At 72.5% G+C, this 22,268-nt stretch carries 19 protein-coding genes; 8 read left to right on the forward strand and 11 right to left on the reverse strand.

All coding sequences use genetic code 11. The features are described from left to right. Positions 1-134: 134 nt before the first annotated feature. The 4 genes from ACGFW6_RS14140 to ACGFW6_RS14155 all read right to left on the reverse strand — a co-directional run bounded on the left by ACGFW6_RS14140 (position 135) and on the right by ACGFW6_RS14155 (position 6,176). Entirely contained in the window at positions 135-764 is a 630-nt protein-coding gene (locus ACGFW6_RS14140) for a GntR family transcriptional regulator (protein WP_393442264.1), read from the reverse strand. A gap of 369 nt (positions 765-1,133) precedes the next feature. Beyond that, positions 1,134-2,924 carry a 2-oxoglutarate dehydrogenase, E2 component, dihydrolipoamide succinyltransferase gene (sucB, locus tag ACGFW6_RS14145; protein ID WP_393508059.1) on the reverse strand — a complete coding sequence of 597 codons (1,791 nt, stop codon included), beginning with the start codon at positions 2,922-2,924 and terminating at the stop codon, positions 1,134-1,136. A 59-nt stretch (positions 2,925-2,983) separates the two neighbouring features. After that, complete coding sequence (gene lpdA, locus ACGFW6_RS14150; protein WP_393508061.1) at positions 2,984-4,372, reverse strand: dihydrolipoyl dehydrogenase; 1,389 nt, start codon at positions 4,370-4,372, stop codon at positions 2,984-2,986. A gap of 256 nt (positions 4,373-4,628) precedes the next feature. Continuing rightward, positions 4,629-6,176: a leucyl aminopeptidase gene (locus ACGFW6_RS14155; RefSeq protein WP_393508063.1), complete on the reverse strand. Its 1,548-nt coding sequence runs from the start codon at positions 6,174-6,176 to the stop codon at positions 4,629-4,631. 352 nt (positions 6,177-6,528) lie between these two features. On the opposite strand from ACGFW6_RS14155, the gene ACGFW6_RS14160 reads away from it, so the two are divergent. From ACGFW6_RS14160 to ACGFW6_RS14175, 4 genes are all read left to right on the forward strand, one after another. Beyond that, on the forward strand, positions 6,529-8,562 hold the full coding sequence (locus tag ACGFW6_RS14160) for a hypothetical protein (protein ID WP_393508064.1): 2,034 nt from the start codon (positions 6,529-6,531) through the stop codon (positions 8,560-8,562). A gap of 120 nt (positions 8,563-8,682) precedes the next feature. Beyond that, positions 8,683-10,203, forward strand: coding sequence for a GT4 family glycosyltransferase PelF (pelF, locus tag ACGFW6_RS14165; protein WP_393508066.1), 1,521 nt, complete (start codon positions 8,683-8,685; stop codon positions 10,201-10,203). Beyond that, a complete protein-coding gene (locus tag ACGFW6_RS14170) occupies positions 10,200-11,702 on the forward strand; it encodes a hypothetical protein (protein ID WP_393508068.1) in 1,503 nt (500 codons plus the stop codon). Before pelF ends, ACGFW6_RS14170 begins: the two co-directional genes overlap by 4 nt. Further along, a complete protein-coding gene (locus tag ACGFW6_RS14175) occupies positions 11,699-12,349 on the forward strand; it encodes a spherulation-specific family 4 protein (RefSeq protein WP_393508071.1) in 651 nt (216 codons plus the stop codon). Before ACGFW6_RS14170 ends, ACGFW6_RS14175 begins: the two co-directional genes overlap by 4 nt. Positions 12,350-12,365: 16 nt before the next feature. Here ACGFW6_RS14175 and ACGFW6_RS14180 read toward each other — a convergent pair whose 3' ends face one another. Further along, on the reverse strand, positions 12,366-13,145 hold the full coding sequence (locus tag ACGFW6_RS14180; protein ID WP_393508806.1) for an adenosylcobinamide-GDP ribazoletransferase: 780 nt from the start codon (positions 13,143-13,145) through the stop codon (positions 12,366-12,368). A gap of 73 nt (positions 13,146-13,218) precedes the next feature. Here ACGFW6_RS14180 and ACGFW6_RS14185 point away from each other — a divergent pair, with 73 nt between their 5' ends. Next, positions 13,219-13,983: a hypothetical protein gene (locus ACGFW6_RS14185; RefSeq protein ID WP_393508074.1), complete on the forward strand. Its 765-nt coding sequence runs from the start codon at positions 13,219-13,221 to the stop codon at positions 13,981-13,983. On the opposite strand, the gene ACGFW6_RS14190 is transcribed toward ACGFW6_RS14185, so the two are convergent. Next, positions 13,923-14,555: a hypothetical protein gene (locus tag ACGFW6_RS14190; RefSeq protein WP_393508077.1), complete on the reverse strand. Its 633-nt coding sequence runs from the start codon at positions 14,553-14,555 to the stop codon at positions 13,923-13,925. The genes ACGFW6_RS14185 and ACGFW6_RS14190 overlap by 61 nt on opposite strands. Positions 14,556-14,686: 131 nt before the next feature. Then, positions 14,687-15,808 carry a nicotinate-nucleotide--dimethylbenzimidazole phosphoribosyltransferase gene (gene cobT, locus ACGFW6_RS14195; RefSeq protein WP_393508079.1) on the reverse strand — a complete coding sequence of 374 codons (1,122 nt, stop codon included), beginning with the start codon at positions 15,806-15,808 and terminating at the stop codon, positions 14,687-14,689. 215 nt (positions 15,809-16,023) lie between these two features. Between cobT and ACGFW6_RS14200 the strand changes: the two genes are divergently transcribed. Further along, complete coding sequence (locus tag ACGFW6_RS14200) at positions 16,024-16,830, forward strand: class I SAM-dependent methyltransferase (RefSeq protein WP_393508082.1); 807 nt, start codon at positions 16,024-16,026, stop codon at positions 16,828-16,830. A gap of 166 nt (positions 16,831-16,996) precedes the next feature. On the opposite strand, the gene ACGFW6_RS14205 is transcribed toward ACGFW6_RS14200, so the two are convergent. Next, a complete protein-coding gene (locus ACGFW6_RS14205; RefSeq protein ID WP_393508085.1) occupies positions 16,997-18,199 on the reverse strand; it encodes a bifunctional adenosylcobinamide kinase/adenosylcobinamide-phosphate guanylyltransferase in 1,203 nt (400 codons plus the stop codon). Positions 18,200-18,314: 115 nt separating this feature from the next. Between ACGFW6_RS14205 and ACGFW6_RS14210 the strand changes: the two genes are divergently transcribed. Next, positions 18,315-18,524: a hypothetical protein gene (locus ACGFW6_RS14210; RefSeq protein ID WP_393508088.1), complete on the forward strand. Its 210-nt coding sequence runs from the start codon at positions 18,315-18,317 to the stop codon at positions 18,522-18,524. Between the two features lie 49 nt (positions 18,525-18,573). Here the strand turns inward: ACGFW6_RS14210 and ACGFW6_RS14215 are convergent, their stop codons facing one another. From ACGFW6_RS14215 to ACGFW6_RS14225, 3 genes are all read right to left on the reverse strand, one after another. After that, positions 18,574-19,653, reverse strand: a complete 1,080-nt coding sequence (locus ACGFW6_RS14215) for a S1C family serine protease (protein ID WP_393508091.1) — start codon at positions 19,651-19,653, stop codon at positions 18,574-18,576. 56 nt (positions 19,654-19,709) lie between these two features. Beyond that, a complete protein-coding gene (locus tag ACGFW6_RS14220; RefSeq protein WP_393508094.1) occupies positions 19,710-20,450 on the reverse strand; it encodes a class I SAM-dependent methyltransferase in 741 nt (246 codons plus the stop codon). Positions 20,451-20,533: 83 nt separating this feature from the next. Continuing rightward, positions 20,534-21,178: a DUF3043 domain-containing protein gene (locus ACGFW6_RS14225; RefSeq protein ID WP_393508097.1), complete on the reverse strand. Its 645-nt coding sequence runs from the start codon at positions 21,176-21,178 to the stop codon at positions 20,534-20,536. A 295-nt stretch (positions 21,179-21,473) separates the two neighbouring features. Between ACGFW6_RS14225 and ACGFW6_RS14230 the strand changes: the two genes are divergently transcribed. Next, on the forward strand, positions 21,474-22,241 hold the full coding sequence (locus ACGFW6_RS14230) for a PspA/IM30 family protein (RefSeq protein ID WP_393508809.1): 768 nt from the start codon (positions 21,474-21,476) through the stop codon (positions 22,239-22,241). The last annotated feature ends 27 nt before the right edge of the window (positions 22,242-22,268 follow it).

The raw sequence follows: 22,268 nt of genomic DNA on the forward strand, positions 1-22,268 counted from the left end.
GATCGATCAAAGGGTTGAGGGCGAAAACCTCTTGATCACGAGAAAGTCGGCACGCGGTGCCTTTCGGACAGGCACCGGGTGCCGCGTTTTACCCGGGTTTTCGCAGGTGAGGCTACGTTTGAGCGGGGGCGCGCTCAGGCCTCGTGCCGCGGGGCGCAGCCCAGTACGTGCGCCTTGACGATCTCGGCGATCCGGGGGTCCCGGCGCCGGAAGGCCGCCACCAGCTCCTCGTGCTCCTCCGCGTACGACTGCTGCACGGTCCCCAGCCAGCGGATGGACAGGGCCGTGAAGACCTCGATGCCGAGGCCCTCCCAGGTGTGCAGCAGCACGGAGTTGCCGGCCGCGCGGACCATCTCCCGGTGGAAGGCGACCGTGTGCCGTACCTGGGCCGTGCCGTCGGAGTTGCGGTCGGCGTCGTAGAGCGCGGTGACGTGCGGGTCGAGGGCGGAGCAGTCCTCGGCGAGGCGCTCGGCCGCGAGCTCCGCGGCGATGGCCTCCAGGCCGGCCCGGACCGGGTAGCTCTCCTCCAGGTCGGCGGCGGTCAGGCTGCGGACGCGCACGCCCTTGTTCGGCGCGGACTCGATCAGCCGCAGGGACTCCAGCTCGCGCAGCGCCTCCCGTACGGGGGTCTGGCTGACCTCCAGCTCGGTGGCGATGCGTCGCTCGACGATCCGCTCTCCCGGCTGCCAGCGACCGCTGATGATCCCCTCCAGGATGTGCTCGCGGATCTGTTCGCGCAGCGAGTGGATGACGGGGGCGGTCATGAGGGCTCCTTAGGGCGCGTTGACGTTTAGACAATACGGCGGGTGCGCTCCGCTGGGAGGGCCGACAGGGGGGCTTTGGTGCAGGTGAGACGAGACTTACACGGGGTGCGGGGTGGGGGCGCCCAGTGGGGTGGGGGATGTGTCGTTCGGCGGGTGCGGGTCGGTTGTGGCTGGTCGCGCAGTTCCCCGCGCCCCTGAAGGTGGGTGCAGTGGACGCCCCTGAAGGGGCGCGGGGAACCGCGCGACCGGCCCACGACCACCCGCACCCGCCCGACAACCCCGCACACCGAGCTCTCCGGCGCCCCAAAAGCGCGGCGCCCCGTCCGGAGAAGTTCCGGACGGGGCGCCGTACTGCCGATCAAGAGGTGATCAGAGGCCGAGCTCGACCTCGAACTCGCCCGCCTCCAGGATCGCCTTGACCGCCGTCAGGTAACGGGCGGCGTCGGCACCGTCCACCAGGCGGTGGTCGTAGGAGAGGGTCAGGTACGTCATGTCGCGGACGCCGATGACCGTGCCCTCCTCGGTCTCGATGACCGCCGGGCGCTTGACCGTGGCACCGATGCCGAGGATCGCGACCTGGCCCGGCGGCACGATGATCGTGTCGAAGAGCGCGCCGCGCGAACCGGTGTTGGAGATGGTGAAGGTCGCACCGGAGAGCTCGTCCGGCGTGATCTTGTTGGCGCGGACCTTGCCGGCCAGCTCCGCCGTGGCCTTCGCGATGCCGGCGATGTTCAGGTCGCCCGCGTGCTTGATGACCGGGGTCATCAGGCCCTTCTCGGAGTCCACCGCGATTCCGACGCTCTCGGAGTCGAAGTAGGTGATCGTGCCCTCGGCCTCGTTGATCTTGGCGTTGATGACCGGGTGGGCCTTCAGCGCCTGGGCCGCCGCCTTCACGAAGAACGGCATCGGGGAGAGCTTGACGCCCTCGCGCGCGGCGAAGGAGTCCTTGGCCTGGGCGCGCAGGCGCATCAGGCGGGTGACGTCGACCTCGACGACCGAGGAGAGCTGCGCCTGCTCGTGCAGCGCCTTGACCATGTTGTCGCCGATGACCTTGCGGATGCGCGGCATCTTGACGGTCTGGCCGCGGAGGGGGGAGACCTCCAGGGCCGGCGCCTTCTTGGCGGCCGGAGCGGCGGCAGCGGCCGGAGCCGGGGCGGCAGCGGCGGCCTTCGCGGCCTCGGCGGCGGCGATGACGTCCTGCTTGCGGATACGGCCGCCGACGCCGGTGCCCTTGACGGAGGCCAGGTCGACGCCGTTCTCGGCGGCGAGCTTGCGCACCAGCGGGGTGACGTAGGCGCCCTCGTCGGTCGGCTGGGCGGCGGCCGGAGCGGCCGGAGCCGGGGTGACCGGGGCCGGAGCGGCCGGCGCGGGAGCCGGAGCGGCGGGCTGGGCCGGAGCCGGGGCGGCAGCGGCGGGCGCGGCCGGAGCGGCGGGGGCAGCCGGAGCCGCGGGAGCGGCCGGGGCGGCCGGAGCCGGGGCAGCGGCGGCGGGAGCCGGAGCCGCCGGGGCCGGGGCGGCCGCCGGAGCGGCACCCGCGACGCCGATGACGGCCAGCTTGGCGCCGACCTCGGCCGTCTCGTCCTCGCCGACCACGATCTCCAGCAGCGTGCCGGAGGCGGGGGCGGGGATCTCGGTGTCGACCTTGTCCGTCGACACCTCCAGCAGCGGCTCGTCGGCCTCGACACTGTCGCCGACCGACTTCAGCCAGCGGGTGACGGTGCCCTCGGTGACGGACTCGCCGAGCGCGGGCAGGACCACGTCCGTGCCCTCGGCGGAGCCGGCGCCGGCGGCGGACTCGGCGGTGGGCGCCGGGGCCGGGGCGGCCTGCTCGGTGGACGGGGCGGCGGCCTGCGGGGCCGGCTCCGGCTCGGCGGCCGGGGCGGGCTCGGCGGCGGGGGCCGGGGCGGCGGCGGCCGCGCCCGTGCCGTCGTCGATGACGGCCAGCTCGGCACCGACCTCGACCGTCTCGTCCTCGGCGACCTTGATGGAGGCCAGGACGCCGGCGGCGGGGGAGGGGATCTCGGTGTCGACCTTGTCGGTGGAGACCTCGAGCAGCGGCTCGTCGGCCTCGACGCGCTCGCCCTCGGCCTTCAGCCAGCGGGTGACAGTGCCCTCGGTGACGCTCTCGCCGAGCGCCGGAAGGGTTACGGAAACCGCCATGGTTTCGGTTGCTCCTAACGAATTGCGGAAGTCTGTGTCGTCGCTTCGTCGACCGAGGGTCAGTCGTGCGAGTGGAGCGGCTTGCCGGCCAGGGCCAGGTGGGCCTCGCCGAGCGCCTCGTTCTGCGTCGGGTGGGCGTGGATGAGCTGGGCGACCTCGGCCGGCAGCGCCTCCCAGTTGTAGATCAGCTGGGCCTCGCCGACCTGCTCGCCCATACGGTCGCCGACCATGTGGACGCCGACCACCGCACCGTCCTTGACCTGGACGAGCTTGATCTCGCCCGCGGTGTTGAGGATCTTGCTCTTGCCGTTGCCCGCCAGGTTGTACTTCAGAGCGACGACCTTGTCCGCGCCGTAGATCTCCTTGGCCTTGGCCTCGGTGATACCGACGGAGGCGACCTCCGGGTGGCAGTAGGTCACGCGGGGGACACCGTCGTAGTCGATCGGGACGGTCTTCAGACCGGCCAGACGCTCCGCAACCAGGATGCCCTCGGCGAAGCCGACGTGCGCGAGCTGGAGCGTGGGGACCAGGTCACCGACGGCGGAGATGGTCGGGACGTTGGTACGCATGTACTCGTCGACGAGGACGTAGCCGCGGTCCATGGCGACGCCCTGCTCCTCGTAGCCGAGGCCGGCGGAGACCGGGCCGCGGCCGACGGCGACCAGCAGGACCTCGGCCTCGAACTCCTTGCCGTCGGCGAGGGAGACCTTGACGCCGTCCTGCGTGTACTCGGCCTTCTGGAAGAACGTGCCCAGGTTGAACTTGATGCCGCGCTTGCGGAACGCGCGCTCAAGAAGCTTGGAGGAGTTCTCGTCCTCGACCGGGACGAGGTGCTTCAGGCCCTCGATGACGGTGACGTCGGAGCCGAAGGACTTCCACGCCGAGGCGAACTCGACGCCGATGACGCCGCCGCCCAGGATGATCGCGGACTTCGGCACGCGGTCCAGGACGAGGGCGTGGTCGGAGGAGATGATCCGGTTGCCGTCGATCTCCAGGCCCGGCAGCGACTTCGGCACGGAGCCGGTCGCCAGCAGGACGTGGCGGCCCTGGACGCGCTGTCCGTTGACGTCGACGGAGGTCGGGGAGGACAGCCGGCCCTCACCCTCGATGTACGTCACCTTGCGGGAGGCGACGAGACCCTGGAGGCCCTTGTACAGGCCGGCGATCACGCCGTCCTTGTACTTGTGCACACCGGCGATGTCGATGCCCTCGAAGGTGGCCTTCACGCCGAACTGCTCGCTCTCACGAGCCTGGTCGGCGATCTCGCCCGCGTGAAGCAGGGCCTTGGTGGGGATGCATCCCCGGTGCAGGCAGGTGCCGCCGACCTTGTCCTTCTCGATCAGGGCGACGTCCAGGCCCAGCTGCGCCCCGCGCAGGGCCGCGGCGTAACCACCGCTACCACCGCCGAGGATCACTAGGTCGAAAACGGTGCTGGCGTCGTTCGCCACGTCACGTCCTCCATGCATGTGCGCCGTACGCCGGTCAGCGTTGACCGGGCGGCGGCTGGTGTCCGGCCGCTCTTTCTTCGGCCCTGTGGTGGGGGCCCTGTCCTGCCGAGCCCCATCTTCGCACTTGTCCACACCGAACGAGACGCCGGGCCGGTGTGTGAGACGTCCCACGTTCAGCTGAGCGCACGCGAGAGGCGGGCATGGAAGAGGGGCTCCGCCCTACCCGCGCGCGGAGCCCCCCTCACCTACGACGACGTCAGCCCAGGTCGCCCGCGGCCGTCAGCTCGGCGAGCCGGACCAGGGTGCGCACCGCGGACCCCGTGCCGCCCTTGGGCGTGTACCCGAAGGGGCCGCCCTCGTTGAACGCCGGGCCCGCGATGTCCAGGTGCGCCCAGGTGATCCCCTCGCCCACGAACTCCCGCAGGAACAGACCGGCGACCAGTCCGCCGCCCATGCGCTCACCCATGTTGGCGATGTCGGCGGTGGGCGAGTCCATGCCCTTGCGCAGGTGCTCCGGCAGCGGCATCGGCCACGACGGCTCCCCGACCTCCTCGGCGGCCTCCACGATCGCCGAGCGGAACGCGTCGTCGTTGGCCATCACACCAAAGGTGCGGCTGCCGAGCGCCAGCACCATCGCGCCGGTCAGCGTCGCCACGTCGACGATCGCGTCCGGCTCCTCCTGCGAGGCCGCCCACAGCGCGTCGGCGAGCACCAGCCGGCCCTCGGCGTCCGTGTTGAGCACCTCCACGGTCTTGCCGCTGAACATGCGCAGCACGTCACCGGGACGCACCGCGGAGCCCGAGGGCATGTTCTCGGCCAGCGCCAGCCAGCCGGTGACGTTCACCTGGAGCCCGAGACGCGCGGCGGCGACCACGGCGGCGAACACGGCGGCCGCGCCGCTCATGTCGCACTTCATCGTCTCGTTGTGCCCGGCCGGCTTCAGCGAGATGCCGCCCGAGTCGTAGGTGATGCCCTTGCCGACGAGCGCGAGGTGCTTGCTCGCCTTGGAGTGCGTGTACGTCAGCTTCACCAGCCGCGGACCGGCCTGCGAGCCGGAGCCGACGCCGAGGATGCCGCCGTAGCCGCCCTTGGTCAGCGCCTTCTCGTCGAGCACCTGCACCTTGATGCCGTGCTCCTTGCCGGCCGCCGTGGCGATCGCGGCGAACGACTCGGGGGTGAGGTCGTTGGGCGGGGTGTTGATCAGGTCGCGGGCGCGGTTGAGCTCCTCGGAGACGGCGGTGGCACGCTCGATCGCGGCCTTGTGCTCCTTGTCGCGGGGCTTGCCGCCGAGCAGCGCGGCCTCGGCGAGGGGGGCCTTGCCGTTCTTCTTGCCCTGGGCGCCGGAGTCCTTGCCGTTCTCCTTGTAGACGTCGAAGGCGTACGCCCCGAGCAGCACGCCCTCGGCGACGGCGCCGATGTCGGCGGAGTCGCCCAGCGGCAGCGCGAACGCGGCCTTCTTGGCGCCGGCGAGGGCGCGGGCGGCGACGCCGCCGGCCTTGCGCAGCACCTCGGCGTCGTAGTCGGAGTCCTTCTCGGGCTCGGCGCCCAGCCCCACCGCCAGCACGAGCGGAGCCTTGAAACCGGCGGGTGCGGGGAGCTTCGTCACCTCGCCCTCGGCGCCGGAGGCACCGAGGGTCTCCAGGACGCCGGCCAGCCTGCCGTCGTACGCCTTGTCCACGGCCTCGGCGCCCGGTGCGACGACGAGTCCCGCGGACTTGGACGCAGCGCCCTTGGCGACACCGATCACGATCGCGTCGGCCCGCAGGCCGGGCGCCGCGGCGGTGCTGAGAGTGAGAGCAGTCACGGTGGTGAAATCTCGCTTCCGATGTGAAGTTGCGTTGGCCGAATAGTGTGGGTCGACCGGGCCCGACGGCCGACCCTAGTTCCGACCTAGGGGTGCGGTGGCAGCGGGGCCTTCCCCGGTACGGCGAACACTCGGGACGAGCCTACGCTCGTGTGAGCGTTCGCTCATTCCTACGGACGTTCACCTGTCAGTGGCGTCGCGGTCGTTTCCTGATCCCCGGCACCGGTGAGCTGAGTCACACTCGTCTGGTTCCGGCGAGCCGCTCGCTTGCCGCTTTGCATGATTTCCACGGATCCTCCGCCGATTCATCGCAATCGGCCGCAAGGGGACCTTCTGGGGGGAAGGGCATTCAATGGCGCACACTGCGCACAGATGGAGAAACGCGGCTTCGGTCGTCACGGCCGCCGGTCTGCTCACGCTGGGCGTCTCGGTACCCGGCGCCGCGGCCGCCGAGGAACCGCGCGTCGACCTGAGGGTGCTGGTCGTCGACAACGGCGGCAGCCCCGTCCGGGCCATCACCGACCAGCTCAAGAGCACCGGTATCCCGTACACCACCGTCGACCTGAACGACGCCGCCCGTCCGGCCATCACCGGCGCGTTCCTCAGCGACACGGTGAACGGACGGCCCCGCGCCAGATTCCAGGGCGTGGTGCTGCCCAACGAGGCCCCGTTCGGGGCGGGTTCCGCCGAGCAGACCGCACTGGAGACCTACGAGCGGACCTACGGCATCCCGCAGGTCGACGCCTACACCTGGGCCCACCCCGGCGTCGGCCTCGACTACACCAGCGAGGGCGGCTGGGCCGGCAGCCTGGACGGGTACCAGGCGTCGGTGACGACCGACGGCAGGGCCGGGGCCTTCGGCTACCTCGACGGCGCCTTCGCCTTCGAGGACAACGACCCGTCCGTCTCCGAGAGTTACGGCTACGTCGCCCGGCCCCGCACCGGCTTCACCAGCTATGTCGACGTCCCCGTGGCGGGCGGCTCCGGGCGGGGCAGCCTGGTCGGCGAGTACAGCCACGACGGCCGCCGCGAACTGGTGGTGACGTTCGCCTACAACCAGTACCAGCAGCAGTTCCGCCTCCTGGCCCGCGGCATCGTCGAGTGGCTGACCCAGGGCATCCACCTCGGCCAGGCACGCAACTACTTCGCGGTGCACGTCGACGACGTCTTCGCACCCGACGCCCGCTGGGACACCGAGCGCAACTGCACGCCCGGTGACATCGACTGCGTGGGCGGGGGCGGCGAGGAGACCGCGCCGATCCGGATGACCGCCGCGGACGCGGTGTACGCCGCCCAGTGGCAGCGCGAGCACGGCTTCAAGCTGGACATGGTCTACAACGCCGGCTCCGGCGAGGAGTGGAAGAGCGAGAACGGCGGCACCGACGCCCTCGCCGACCGGCTGCTCGCGGACAAGGCGCAGTACCGCTGGATCAACCACACCTACACGCACCCGTTCCTCGGCTGTGTCCAGGACACCTCGACCGTGCCGTGGAGCTGCGCCGCGAACGCCGACGGCTCGACGCGTTACATGAGCCGCTCGGAGATCTCGGCGCAGATCAGGAACAACCACAACTGGGGTGTGAGCAAGGGGCTCCCGCTCGACCGCACGGAACTGGTCACCGGCGAGCACTCGGGCCTGAAGACCCTGCCGCAGCAGCCCGCCGACAACCCCCACCTCGCCGGCGCCCTCGCCGACAACGGCGTCAAGTGGATCGCCTCGGACAACTCCCGTGAGCCCGCCCAGCGTTCGGTCGGCGCGGCCCTCACCGTGCCCCGGTACCCGATGAACGTGTACTACAACACGGGCACCGACGAGGAGATGGCCGACGAGTACAACTGGATCTACGCCTCGGCGGCCGACGGCGGCAGCGGCGTCTGCGAGACCAACCCCGCCTCCACCTGCCTGGCCGAGCCGCTGGAGGTCGCCACGGGTTACGACGAGTACATCGTGCCGCAGGAGGCCCGCATCGCCCTCGGGCACGTGATCGGCAACGACCCGCGTCCGCACTACGCCCACCAGTCCAACCTGGCCGAGGACCGGACGCTGTACCCGGTCCTGGACAGGGTGCTCGCCGACTACCAGGCACTGTTCGCCGCCAACACCCCGGTGGAGAACCTGGCGCAGAGCGCCATCGGCACCGAGCTCCAGCGCCGGGCCGCCTGGCAGAACGCCGTCGCGAAGGGCTCTGTCACGGCGTACCGCATCGGCAGGACCGTGACCGTCAACGCCCCGTCCGGGACACAGATCCCGGTGACCGCGCCGGACGGCACCGTCAAGCAACTCGTGCTCGGCACCTCCGCGTTCGGGACGCCGTACGCGGGCAAGCGCTCGGCCTGGACCACGCCGGCGCTGCTGCAGTCGGCGCTCACGCTCAGACTGCCGTAGCGGCAGAGCCCCGGAAAGGGGCGCGGGGAACTGCGCGACCAGCCACGACGAACCCGCATTCGGTGTCATGGCCGCAGTTCCCCGCACAACATCCGCATCACAGGGGGGAGCCGCGCAGCGATGCGCTCAGGCCGTCATGTCACCATGCTCACCGAAGGCACCTATCCGCATGTCCACGGCGGCGTCAGCACCTGGTGCGACCAGCTCGTCAAGGGCATGCCGGAGGTCGACTTCCATATCGTCTCGCTCACCGGAACGGGCCGTGAACCCGTCACCTGGGAGCTCCCGCCGAACGTCCGGCGGCACACCTCCGTGCCCACCTGGGGCCCGCGTCCCGGAAGCGGCCGGGCGCCGTACGGCAGGGCCCGCCGGCGGTTCACCGACTCCTACGAGCGGTTCCTGCTCTCCTTCCTCGACCCCGAGGCCCGGTGCCGCTTCGGCGACGCGCTGGACGAGCTGGCCGAACTCGCCCGCGCCGGACGCCTGTCGGCCGCCCTGCGCTCCGAGGCGGCGCTCAGATCGCTGATGTGGATATGGACGATGCCGCATCTGCCGACCGCCGCCGCCCGCCCCACCGTGCACGACGCCCTGACCGCGACCGACCTGCTGGAGCACGCCCTGCGCCCGCTCGGGGTCCGCGTCGACGAGGACTGTGTGGTCCACGCCGTCAGCAGCGGCCTGGCGACCCTCCCGGCGCTCGCCGCCCGCCGGCTCGACGGCGTGCCCTTCCTCCTCACCGAGCACGGCATCTATCTGCGCGAGCGCTACCTCGGCTACCGCAGCGACGCCCAGCGCTGGCCCGTGAAGGCGTTCATGCTCGGCTTCTACCGCGAGCTCAACTCGCACGGCTACCGCACGGCCGACCTGATCACCCCGTGCAACCAGTACAACCGCCGCTGGGAGGAGCGCGGCGGCGCCGACGCCGGGAAGATCCGCACCGTCTACAACGGCGTCGACCCGCACGCCTTCCCGCACGCCGGGCCCGAGCCCGAGGTCCCCACCCTCACCTGGTGCGGACGCGTCGACCCCATCAAGGACCTGGAGACCCTGCTGCGGGCCTACGCCATGGTCCGCGCCGAACTCCCCGAGACCCGGCTGCGGCTGTTCGGCCCGGTCCCGCCCGGCGGCGAGGCCTACCGCACCAAGCTGGAGAAGCTCGCCGCCGAACTGGGCGTGACGGACGGCCTGACCTTCGAGGGCCGTATCAGCGAGGTCTGGCGCGCCTACGCCGCAGGGCACCTGGTGATGCTGTCGTCGATCTCCGAGGGCTTCCCGTTCTCCATCATCGAGGCCATGTCCTGCGGCCGCACGACCGTCTCGACGGACGTCGGGGGAGTGCGCGAGGCCGTCGGCGACACCGGACTCGTCGTCCCGCCGCGTGAGCCGGAGAAGATGGCCGCGGCCGCCCTCGCCCTGCTCAAGGACGACGAACGGCGCCTGGAGCTGGGGGAGTTGTCCCGTCAGAGGGTCATCGACCGGTTCACGCTGCGCCGCTCCGTGGACAACTTCCGGACCATCTACGAGGAACTGGCGGGCAGCGCCGACGTGTACGAACCGACGCTGGAGACGGTCGCCGACTGGACCCGCGAACTGCGCGACCCCTGGTACGAGAAGGTCGCGACGGACGGGACCGACTGGTGAGCGGAAGCCTCTGGATGCCGCCCGGCTCCCGCACCGACACCCTGGCCGAGATGCCCCGCCGGCGCCCCGGTCCCGGCTGGGCGCGGCCCGACCCGGTCGACGAACTCGCCGATCGCCTCGACGACTTCACAGCCGCCGCCGTCCACCCGGACGAGATCGCCGCGCTCCTGGAGTCCGACGGCCTCTCCGACGACCAGATACGCCGGCGCTACGGCGTGAAGAACTCCTTCGCCCTCGCCGAGGAACTGTACGAACGCGTCGAGCGGCGCTACCCGGAGCCGGACCGCCCCGCCCACGATCCCTGGCGGGCGAACCTCCTCGGCTGCCTCCTACGGGGCCTGCTCTACGCCCTGCCCGGCCTCGGCTACGTCCTCGGCGCCCCGCTGCTCGCCGGCCCGCGCGACGACTTCGGCCTGCCCACGGGCACCGTCCCGCTGCTGGCCGGCGCCCTGGTCGGCTGGACCTGGAACCAGGGGCTGGCCCATCGGGCCTACGCCTGGCTGGGGTTGGGCGATCGTGCCGCCGCCCGTCGGACCCTGCTCATCGGCGCCCCGGCCGGTGCACTGCTCGGCGCCCTGGTCGCGCTGACCGTCGCGGGCACGTCCGGCACCACGGCCGTCGCTTTCGCCGCCGCGCAGTCCTGCTACCTCGGCGCCGCCACGATCCTGCTCGTCATGGGCCGCGAACGCGCCCTGCTGGCGGCCTTGTCGCCGATGACGGCGGGCGCGGTCGTGTCGTTGGTCCACTCCGTGCCGGACACCGCGAGACTGACCCTGCTGCTGGGATCACTGATGGTGGTGACCCTCCTCGGCCTGCGTGAAGTCGCACCCCGCAAGGGGCGCGGGACCGCTCCGAACCTGCCGCCGCGTGAGCGCGACAAGCCACGACGCACCCGCAGCCGGCACACGGCGACGGCCCCCCTCCTCTCGTCCTCCCTCCCGTACGCCCTGTTCGGCCTGGCCACCGGCGTCCTCGTCCTGTGCACGGCCCTCGAGGACACGCTCGCGGGCGAGCAGCGCGGCGCCATGGCACCCGCGGCCGTCGCCCTCACCCTCAGCATGGGCCCCGCCGAATGGCTTCTGTACCGCTTCCGCAGCGGCACCCTGACCGGCCTGCGCTCCACCAGCACCGCACGGGCGTTCCGGCGGGCGACGATGCGCACGGCCGCGGGGTGCCTGACCGCCTACCTCGCCGCCCTGCTCGTCCTCGTCCTCGCCACCTCGGCCGGGTGGCCCGGAGCGCCGGCCGTCACCGGCGTCCGACTCGCCGGACTGCTCCTCCTCGGCGTGGTCCTGTGGACGGGCCTGCTGCTCCAGTCCTTCGGCGCGGTGCTGGGCACGACGGCGATCTGCTGCGCGGCGGCCCTCGCCCAGACGTTCGCGCTGGTCACGCACACCGGCAGCCCGCACTGGACCGGCCCGGTCGTCCACGCGGCGGCGGCACTGGCCCAGGGCGTTCTCGTCTGCGTCCTGCTGGGGAGGGCGACCGCCCACCGATGAACGACCTGTTGATCCCCTACTACGAGCACCCGTCCGTCCGCCCCGCCGAATGGGACGCGATCGTCGCGGCCGCGCCCCGGCTCCACGGGGTCGTGCTGAACCCGGCCAGCGGCCCCGGCGACGCGCCCGACGCGGCGTTCGCCGAGGTCGCCGCCCGGCTGGCGCGTGCGGCCGTACCGGTGCTCGGCTACGTCGACACCGACTACGGCCGCCGGCCGCACACCGAGGTCGTCCGCGACATCTCCCGTCACCGCGACTGGTACCGGGCCGACGGCGTCTTCCTCGACCAGGTCTCCGCGAGCCGCACGGAGTTCGCGTACTACCAGCGGCTCGCCACGGCCGCCTGGGGCGCGGGCTGCGGCACCCTCGCCCTGAACCACGGCACGGAACCCGACCCGTCCTACGCCAGGATCGCCGACCTCCTGGTCACCTACGAGGGCCCCTGGGCGTCGTACACCCGGCAGGTCCGCGAGCACCGGCGGGAGACCACCGGCGTGCGGCTGTGCCACCTGGTGTACGGCGTGCCGGCGGGCGTCGACCTGACGGAGACGGCCCGGTCGCTCGGCGCCTCGGTGCACTGCGCGGTGCCGGGCGGGGGCGACCACCCCTGGGGCACGCTGCCGCACGCCGTGCGGAGCCCGGGGTGAGCCGGTGTGATCGCGGTCAGCCCAGGCAGATCACGACCAGGGCGGTCGTCGCCGCCGTCTCCGCGAGGCCGCCGAAGACATCGCCGGTGACTCCGCCGAAGCGGCGGACGCAGTGCCGCAGGAGCAGTTCGGCGGCGGCCGACGCGGCGAGGACCGCGAGCGCGGTGTGGGCGGCGTCGTCCGTCCCGAGCAGTGCTCCCGCCGCGGCGGCGGCCACCGTCACGGCCACGGCTACGGCCGCGGCGGCCCGTACCCGAACCACCCCGGCCACCGCCGCCCCCAGCCCCTCCGGCCGGGCGGCGGGCACGCCAGCGCGCGCGGCGAGCGTGAGGGCCAGGCGGGCGGCGACGGCCGAGACCACCGTGGCCAGCGCCCCCCGGGCCCAGGAGTCGTCGTACAGCCGTGCCAGCGCGGCCACCTGCGCGAGCAGCACGAACACGAGCGTGATGACGCCGAACGGCCCGATGTCCGACTGCTTCATGATCCGCAGGGCGTCCTCGGCGGGCTTGCCGCTGCCGAGGCCGTCGGCGGTGTCGGCGAGCCCGTCGAGATGCAGCCCCCGGGTGAGCACGGCGGGGACGGCGGCGGCCGCGACGGCGGCGAGGAGAGGGCCGGCACCGAGGAACAGCAGGACCAGCGCGAGCAGCGCGGCACCGCAGCCGATGACCACGCCCACCAGCGGGGCGTAGAGCATTCCACCGCGCGCCGCCGCCCGGTCCCAGCGGCTCACCCGGACGGGGAGGACGCTCAGGGTGCCGAAGGCGAAACGGAGACCGTGCAGGTGCGGCGGGGTCATGGACACGCCCGCAGGGTAGCCCGGACGCCGTCTCCGCCAGGCAGCCCACCCCTGCCGGGAAGACACTGAGTACATGGGTGACTGGTGGCAGCGCAACATCATCGAGCCGGGCAAGCTCCCGCTGCTCCTCGCCCTGACCGCCTTCGTGGTCACCTTCCTCGTCACCCGCCTCATCACGCGCATGATCCGCGCGGGCAAGGGGCCCTTCCGCAACATCGAGACCGGTGCCGTCCACATCCACCACGTCGTCCCCGGGATCGTCCTCACGATCATCGGCGGCTTCTGCGCGGTCGCCGGCGGTCAGCACGGCTTCGGCTCGGCGGCGGCCGCCGTGATCTTCGGGGTGGGCGCGGGCCTGGTCATGGACGAGTTCGCGCTGATCCTGCACCTCGACGACGTCTACTGGAGCGAGGACGGCCGCAAGAGCGTCGAGGTGGTCGTGCTCACCGCCGCCCTGGTCGGCCTGCTCCTCCTCGGCTTCGCGCCCTTCGGGGTCAACGACCTCGACGAGAGCGAGACGGAGGGCCGCGGCACCTTGCTCACCACGATCGCCGGGAACTTCCTGCTCGCGCTGATCGCGCTGTTCAAGGGCAAGTTCCGGATGGCGCTCTTCGGGGTGATCATCCCCTTCGTCGCCCTGTTCGGCGCCGTCCGGCTGGCCCGTCCGACCTCCCCCTGGGCGAAGCGTTTCTACCGTCGGCGCCCCCGGGCCCGCGCCAAGGCGCAGCTGCGCTCCTACCACCACGACAAGCGCTGGCTGGGCCCCAGCCGCAAGCTTCAGGACTGGATCGGCGGCGCCCCCGACGTGGAACCGGCCCGGGCCCTGGAACGCCGCTGACGCACCGTCGACACCCCGCACAGCACCAGCACCGCCGCGATGGCCGCGAGGTGCTCCTTCCCGGAGAGGTTCGGCTTCAGGGCGACCTCGGCGACCATCGCCGCGATCACCACACCGGCGGTGACGTACGCCCCGTACCGCCAGCCGAGGAACACGGCCAGCCCGACGACCGCGGCCGAGGGCCCGGTGTCCACGACCCGCGCGTCCGAGGCGGGCAGCCCGAACGGACTGTCCGGGCCGACCGCGATGGCCACGCGCGCGTACAGGGTGCCGGCGAGGGTCGCGACGTAGGCGACGACCAGGGTGCGCCACCGGCCCAGGCACATCTCGGCGATCCCGAACGCGATCAGGACCTGCGCGAGCGCGCCCCACACCGGCAGATCGAGGGCGGGCACGAACAGCGACAGCGGCGTCCGCAGGAGCGCCGACCACAGCGGGTCCTCGGCCCGTACGGCACCGAGGTCCTGGACGATCCGGTACCCCCAGGACTGGTTCTGCACGACCTGGGTGAGCCCGGTCAGACACACGGCCCCGACGGTCATGGGTGCGGCCCGCCACCGCCGCTCCGTCACGGTTCTCCGCACGGCGAGACACAACGCCCCCCACTCGGCACGGGCCCAGCGACGGAGGGTGTCAACTGTCACAAGTTGTGATCATATGTCCACCCTCGCCCGGATTCCCCCCGTGCCGCCGGGGCGGCCCCCTATCCGGCTTCCGGCGCCTCGGCGTCCTCGGCCATCACCGGCTCCTCGGCCTTCACCGGCTCCTCCGGGAGCTCCTCCGGCTTCTCCGGCAGCTCCGCCGCCAGTGCCGCCGCGGCCTGCACCGTCGGCAGCGCCAGCAGACCGCCCGCACCCTCGCCGACCCGTACGCCCTGGTCGAGCACTGGCTCCAGGGCCATCCGGTCCAGCGCCTTGGCCTGACCCGGCTCCCCGCTGTCGTGCGCGGCCAGCCACCAGTCCGGCGCCCGGAACGCGATCCGCTGTCCCACCAGCGCACAGGCGGCCACCACGACGCCGTCCAGCACCACCGGGAGCTTGCGCACCGCGCTCTGCAGCAGGAACCCGGTGATCGCGGCCAGGTCGGCACCGCCGACCGTCGCCAGCAGCTGCAGCTGATCGCCGAGCACCGGACGGGCCCGCCGCAGCGCGTCCCGGATCGCCGCGCACTTGCGCATCCACACGATGTCGTCGATGGCGAGGCCGCCCCGCCCGGTCACCACGGAGGCGTCGGTCCCGCACAGCGCGGCCACCAGTACCCCCGCGGCCGTGGTCCCGCCGACGCTCACATCGCCGAGCACCACGAGATCCGTGCCGGAGTCCGCCTCCTCGTCGGCCACCGCCACGCCGGCCCGGAAGGCCGCCTCGGCCTCCTCGAGCGTCAGCGCGTCCTCGATGTCGATACGGCCGCTGCCGCGCCGCACCCGATGCCGTACGACCGCCTCCGGCAGCGACTCCGGGTCGCAGTCCAGCGCCATGTCGACGACCCGCACCGGAACCCCGAGCCGCCGCGCGAGCACCGACACGGGACGGCCGCCCGCGAGGATCTCCCGCACCAACTCCCCGGCGCCGCCCGCGGGCCGCGCCGACACGCCCAGCTCCGCGATGCCGTGGTCACCGGCGAACAGCACGACCCGAGGCCGCTCGATCGGCCGCACCGGCACCGCGGACTGCGCCGCCGCCAGCCACTCGCCCAGTTCGTCGAGGCGGCCCAGCGCCCCGGGCGGCACGATCTGACGCTCACGGCGCGCCTCGGCGTCACGGCGCACCCCACCGTCGGGGCGCTCGATCAGGTCGGAGAAGTCGTCGAGATTAAGCGAGCTCATTCGCCGAACAGTACCGGCACCGGTCGAACAGAACGCCGCCACATGGCCACCACCGGCTTCGCCACGTCACCCCCGTATGACCGCGACGTCGTTGCACCCAAGATCCTCATCCCATACGTTCCGTTTTGCAGTGGATTGTCGGGGCATGCTCGGACCGTCTCGCACCGCCTGTGCCGTACGCCCCCTCTCGTACGCCCCCACGCCCGGGAGCCGCCATGACCGCGACCGCACCCCCCGAACGCCCCCGCGCCGACTGCGCGTTCACCCCCGCCGGATGCCGGGAGCACACCTACGTACCGCTCCACCTGGGACTCACCCGGCGCGGGCCGCGCCGGCTGCGCGCCGCGGCCCGCGTGGCGCTCCCCCTGCCCGAGCCGGAGAGCTGGCTGGACGTGGGCACCGGGTACGCCCGCTTCCCGGAGACGGCGAAGGAGGTCTTCCCCTACACGTCGTTCGACGGCCTGGACCCGACCTACCGCGTCCTGCACGGGCGGGTGGCCGAGCGGGTCGAGGAGGCCCACGTCGGCAGCCTCACCGACCCGCGCGTCACGGCCCGGCTGCGCGACCGCTACGACGTCGTCAGCATGTTCCGCCATCTGGAACACGCCCCCGACCCCCGCGAGGAACTGCGCGCCGCCCTCACGGTCCTGCGTCCGGGCGGCCACCTCCTGCTCGAACTGCCCAACCCCCGCTGCCTGTTCGCCGGCCTGCTCGGCAGACTGTGGGTGCCGCACAGCCCTCCGGGTCATCTGCATCTGCTGCCGCTGGACACCCTGTGCGAGGAACTCCGGGCCCAGGGCTGCACGATCGTCGCGACGGGCCACCGCACCGCGCACATCCCCTACGACCTCGCGGCCGCCACCTCGCTGGTGCTGTCGTACCTGCTGCCGTCGCTGCTGGCGCCCCTGGGCTCCCCCCTGGTGGCCGTCGCCTGGACCCTGGACCACCTCCTGGCCCCGTTCCTGCGCGCCACCCGCTTCTCGAACGCGTACCGGGTCATCGCCCGCAAGGAGCCGGCCTGACATGTGAAGGTCCGCCGGCCGAGGCGCCCCTGAAGGGGCGCGGGGCCGTTTCGATTTGCGGCTCCGCCGCGTGGGCGCGACAAGCCACGACGAGGCCGCAGACGCACGACGACGATCCGCGGCACGCTCCTCGGCGAACCCGGCGAACCCGGCGAACCCGGCGAAGTCACCCGCGCAGCACGACCGCCTGCCCCGCGACCACCAGGACCACCTGCTCGCACTCACCCGCGAACGCGGCGTTCAACCGCCCCAGCTCATCCCGGTACCGCCGCCCCGACGCCGTGGCCGGCACAATCCCCGACCCCACCTCGTTCGACACGGCGACAACGGTCCGCCGAGTGCCCCGCACCGCCTCCAGCAGCTCACGCACCCGATCCCGCAGGGCCCGCTCCCCGCGTTCCGCCCACACCGCGTCGTCCCAGGCCCCCACGGAGTCCATCGCGTCCGTCAGCCACAAGGACAGACAGTCGATCAGCAACGGCGCCCCCGCCTCGGCGAGCAGCGGCACCAGATCGCACGTCTCCTCCGTACGCCACGACCCCGGCCGCCGCTCCCGGTGCACGGTGACCCGCGTCGCCCACTCGGTGTCCCCGCCCCGCGTCCCCCCGGTCGCGACGTACAGCACGTCCGGGAAGGACTCCAGCCGCCGCTCCGCCTCGACCGACTTGCCCGACCGGGCGCCGCCCACCACCAGGGTCCGCCGCGGCACGTCCGGCACGTCCTCGTACGCGCCCACCTCCAGCGTCGTCCCGTCCGGCACGGCCCGCGCGCCCGCCGCGGCCAGCCGCCGCCGCAACTCCGCGCCCGGCGCCGCGTCATGGTCCAGATGGACGGCGACGACGTCCGTCGTCGGCCCGACGGCGCCCACCGCCCGCAGCTTGGCCAGGGCGTCCGGCCGCGCCACCACATCGGCGACGACCATGTCGTACATCCCGTCGGCCCCGTTCTCCAGCCCGGCCGGCGCGCCCCCCGGCGGCAGATACAGCAGCCGCTGCCCGTCCGGCCCGGTCACCGCGTACCCGGTGCCCGGCGCGTCCATCGCCACCGCCCGCACCCGATGCCCCGTCAGCAGCGCCAACTCCCGCCCGTCCGGCACCCGGCCGGGCTGCGGCAGCCCGGCCGGTACCTCGACGGCGGGCCCGTCGTGCGGATGCGACAGCAGCACCTGCCGTACGTTCCCCAGCGAACGCCCGGCACGTGCCGCCGCGAACGCCGCGCCCGGCGTCAGATCGAGCAGCAGCGCCCCGTCCACGAGCAGCGCGGTGGCCGCCCGCGCGTCACCACCGAGCGCACTGGCACACGCCGCGCACGGACAGTCGGGGCGGGGGAGTCCCGCGGGGGCACCGGTGCCGAGGAGAGTCAGTTCCACGCACTGATTTTCGCCGCTCGCCGCTCGTCCCGCGTGATGGAGGCCCCCTAAGGAGCAGACGCACACGAACCGCATACGCTGGTGCACTCAACGTGCTGACACCTTGGAGGCGTACATGGCGGCATGGACGTGGCGGTTCGAGAAGGCCGACGGGGCGGAGACCCAGCCCGCGGTGCAGCCCGAGGAGTTCACCACCCAAGGGGACGCCGAGTCCTGGATCGGGGAGCACTGGAAGGCACTTCAGGAGGGCGGCGCGGACCAGGTGCGGCTGTTCGAGGACGCCACGGAGATCTACGGGCCGATGAGCCTGCACGCCGAGGCGTGACCGGACGGGGGGCGAGGGGCGTACCGCGTCCGGGTTCCCTTCGCCCCCGTCACTGCTCGCCCAGCGTCACATCGGTCTTCTTCCGGTCACCGTCGCGGGTGTACGTCACCGTCGTCTCGTCCCCCGGTCTGTCGTCCGCCAGTGCCTCCGACAGCGAGGTGATGGTGGTGATGTCCGTGTCCCCCAGCCGGGTGATGATGTCCCCGGGCCGAAGGCCGGCCTCGTCGGCCGCCCCGCCCTCCTCCACCTCGACCACGGCCACGCCCGCCGCCTGAAAGTCGTCGTCGACGACCGTACGGCCGGTGATGCCGAGCGCTGCCCGGCCCGAGTCGGTGACCCTGCCGTCCTTGACGATCTGGTCGGCGATGTTGCGCACGGTCGACGCCGGGATCGCGAACCCGATGCCGGGTGCCGCGCTGTTGCCGACGTCGGGGTCGACGGCGGCCAGGGTCGGCACGCCGATGACCTCGCTGTCGAGATTCACCAGGGCGCCGCCGCTGTTGCCGGGGTTGATGGCCGCCGACGTCTGCACCATGTTGGCGATCGTCGCGCCCGTGGCGCCGTCGGCGGCGCCCTCGGTGACGGTCCGTCCGGTCGCCGAGACGATGCCCTGCGTCACGCTGGACGACAGCCCGAGCGGCGAGCCCATGGCGAGCACGATCTGCCCCACCTCGACCTGCGAGGAGTCCCCGAACTTCGCCGCCTTCAGCCCGTCCGGCGGGTCCTGCAGTTTCACCACGGCGAGGTCCTGCTGCGGATAGGAGGAGACCAGCTGCGCGGTCAGCTCGTTCTCGCTGTTCGCGGTCGTCACACGGAAGGTCTTCTCATCGCCGACGACATGCGCGTTGGTGACGATGTGCCCCTCGTCGTCGTAGACCACGCCCGATCCCAGGTCCCGGCTGCCCTGGATCTGCACGACCGACGGCAGCACGTCCTTGATCACCCGCAGGTAGCCGTCCTGGAGGTCGTCCACCGCCCGGACCGTCCTCGGCAGGGCGGCCTGGGTCGTCGAGTCCTCCCGGTCCCGCGACGCCGGCGCGGCGGAACACGCGGCGAGGAGGCCGAGGCAGCACAGCAGCGCGAGGACCGCGACAACCGGACGCCGGGTACGCAAACGGCGAGCATCCATGCCCCGAGTCTCGCCGCGGGGCATGCGTCCGGCGCGTGCTGCTCACCCGAACGGGATCAGCCGCGCACTCCGCACAGATGCAGCAGCGCCGCCACGCTCCGGTAGGGATCGGCCTTCCCGGCCCGCTCCTCGACCGCCAGCAGCGCCTCGACGTCCGCCGGGATCCCGGCCCCGTCCGCCACCGTGTCGGTGAACACCCGCACCCCGTACCAGGCGTGCAGCGGCGCCCCGATCCCGGCGAGCGTCGCCGTGAGATCCGACAGCCGGTCGGCCCGCACGTCGACCCCGGGGCGTACCGGGCTGCCGCCGTCGTCCGAGGTGGCTCGCGGATGGGGCAGGTGGGCCGTGGCGTCGAAGGCGGACAGTGCCGCGGACCAGTCCCCGGACAGCCCGGGCCGCATGGCGAGCGCGTCGCCGTTGCACACGAGCAGCGACAGCAGTCCGCCCGGGGCGAGCATCCGGGCCAGCCCGGCCAGCATCGGGTCGGGCTCCTCGATGTACATCAGCACGCCGTGGCACAGCACGACGTCGAAGCTGCCCGGCAGGAAGTGGACGCCGGTGTCCCGCCCGTCGCTCTGGACGAGCCGCACCCGCTCCCGGATCCCCTCCGGCTCACCGGCCAGCTCCTCGCGGACCGCGGCGATCAGCGTCGAGTCCTGCTCGACACCGGTCACCTGGTGCCCGGCGCGGGCCAGCCGGAGCGCCTGCGCGCCCCCGCCCATCCCGACGTCGAGCACCCGCAGCCGCTGCCCGACCGGGAAGCGCCCGGCTATCTGCTCGTCGAGCTGCCGGGCCACCAGCTCCTGTCGTACGACGTCACGCAGCCCGCCCGGCCCACTGAGCCGGGCATCGGCGGCACCCCCGGGGACAGCGGCAGCGCTCAGGGCCGCTCTCCGCGCTTGACCTGCGGCTTCGGCAGCCGGAGCCGGCGCATCTGGAGGGAGCGCATCAGCGCGTAGGCGACGGCGCCGCGCTTGTTGTCGTCGGGGAAGCGCTCGGCGAGCCGCTTCTTCATCCGGAAACCGGTGACGATCGAGTCCAGCACGATGAGGACGATCACGATCAGCCACAGCAGCAGCGCGATGTTCTGCAGCGCGGGCACCTGCACCAGGCTCAGCACGAGGATGACCACGGCCATCGGCAGGAAGAACTCCGCGATGTTGAAACGCGAGTCGATGAAGTCACGCGCGAACTTGCGGACCGGGCCCTTGTCACGGGCCGGCAGATACCGCTCGTCGCCCCCGGCCAGCGCCTGGCGCTGCTTCTCCAGGGCGGCACGGCGCTCCTCACGCCCGCGCTTGGCGGCGTCCTTGCGCGTCGTCGGCGTGTTGGCCACGCTGCGACGCTGCGACTGGGCCGCACTCCGCTTGGGCGTGGGGCGGCCCTTGGGGGCCTCGGGGTGACGGGTCTCGTTGGAGTCGGTCACCAGCGCCTTGTCGGCGGCCTGGGCCTTCTCATCCTTCGCACGGCTACGGAACACAAAACCCAAGGGTACGGGGTGCCAGGGGTTGGACCCCAGCCCCATGGGGAACGATCCGGCAACACCAGTCGTCGTAGGGGGACAGAGGGGACGTTGCAGACGGTTCTTCCGGCGGCCACGGAGCAGGCACGCGGGCGGCACCGGGTGGGCACCCGGGGGTCACCTACTCCTCACGCCGGAGCGGGAGCGTCAGCAGTCGTCCTTGGGGATGAGCGCATCCGTCCCCGAACAGTGCGTCAATGGATGCAGGGCCCGTACTGTGGGTTCTGTCGCAGAGCTGGAGCTGGACGTCAGAAGGGGGCGCGCGAAGCCCATGAGCGGTGTCATGAAGCGTATGGGGATGATCTTCCGCGCGAAGGCGAACAAGGCCCTTGACCGGGCCGAGGACCCGCGCGAGACCCTCGATTACTCGTACCAGAAGCAGCTGGAGCTGCTCCAGAAGGTGCGCCGTGGTGTCGCCGACGTCGCCACGTCGCGCAAGCGTCTGGAGCTCCAGCTGAACCAGCTCCAGCAGCAGTCGTCGAAGCTGGAGGACCAGGGCCGCAAGGCGCTCGCGCTGGGCCGCGAGGACCTGGCCCGCGAGGCGCTCTCGCGCCGCGCCGCCCTCCAGCAGCAGGTGACGGACCTGGAGACCCAGCACGCGACCTTGCAGGGCGAGGAGGAGAAGCTCACCCTCGCGGCCCAGCGGCTGCAGGCCAAGGTCGACGCCTTCCGCACCAAGAAGGAGACGATCAAGGCCACGTACACCGCGGCCCAGGCCCAGACCCGGATCGGCGAGGCGTTCTCCGGCATCTCCGAGGAGATGGGCGATGTCGGCCTGGCGATCCAGCGGGCCGAGGACAAGACGGCCCAGCTCCAGGCCCGCGCCGGTGCCATCGACGAGCTGCTCGCCTCCGGTGCCCTGGACGACCAGTCCGGCATGCACAAGGACGACATCCAGGCCGAGCTGGACCGGCTCTCCGGTGGTACGGATGTAGAGCTGGAACTGCAGCGCATGAAGGCGGAGCTGGCGGGAGGCTCGTCGGCCGGCCAGCAGGCCATCGAGGGCGGCTCGGGCCAGCAGTCCCAGCAGCAGCCGCAGGACACCCCGCGCTTCGACAAGCAGTAGCCGACGGCCGGGGCCCACGCCTAGGAG

This window comes from Streptomyces sp. Y7 (assembly GCF_043195415.1).
Lineage (GTDB): Bacteria > Actinomycetota > Actinomycetes > Streptomycetales > Streptomycetaceae > Streptomyces.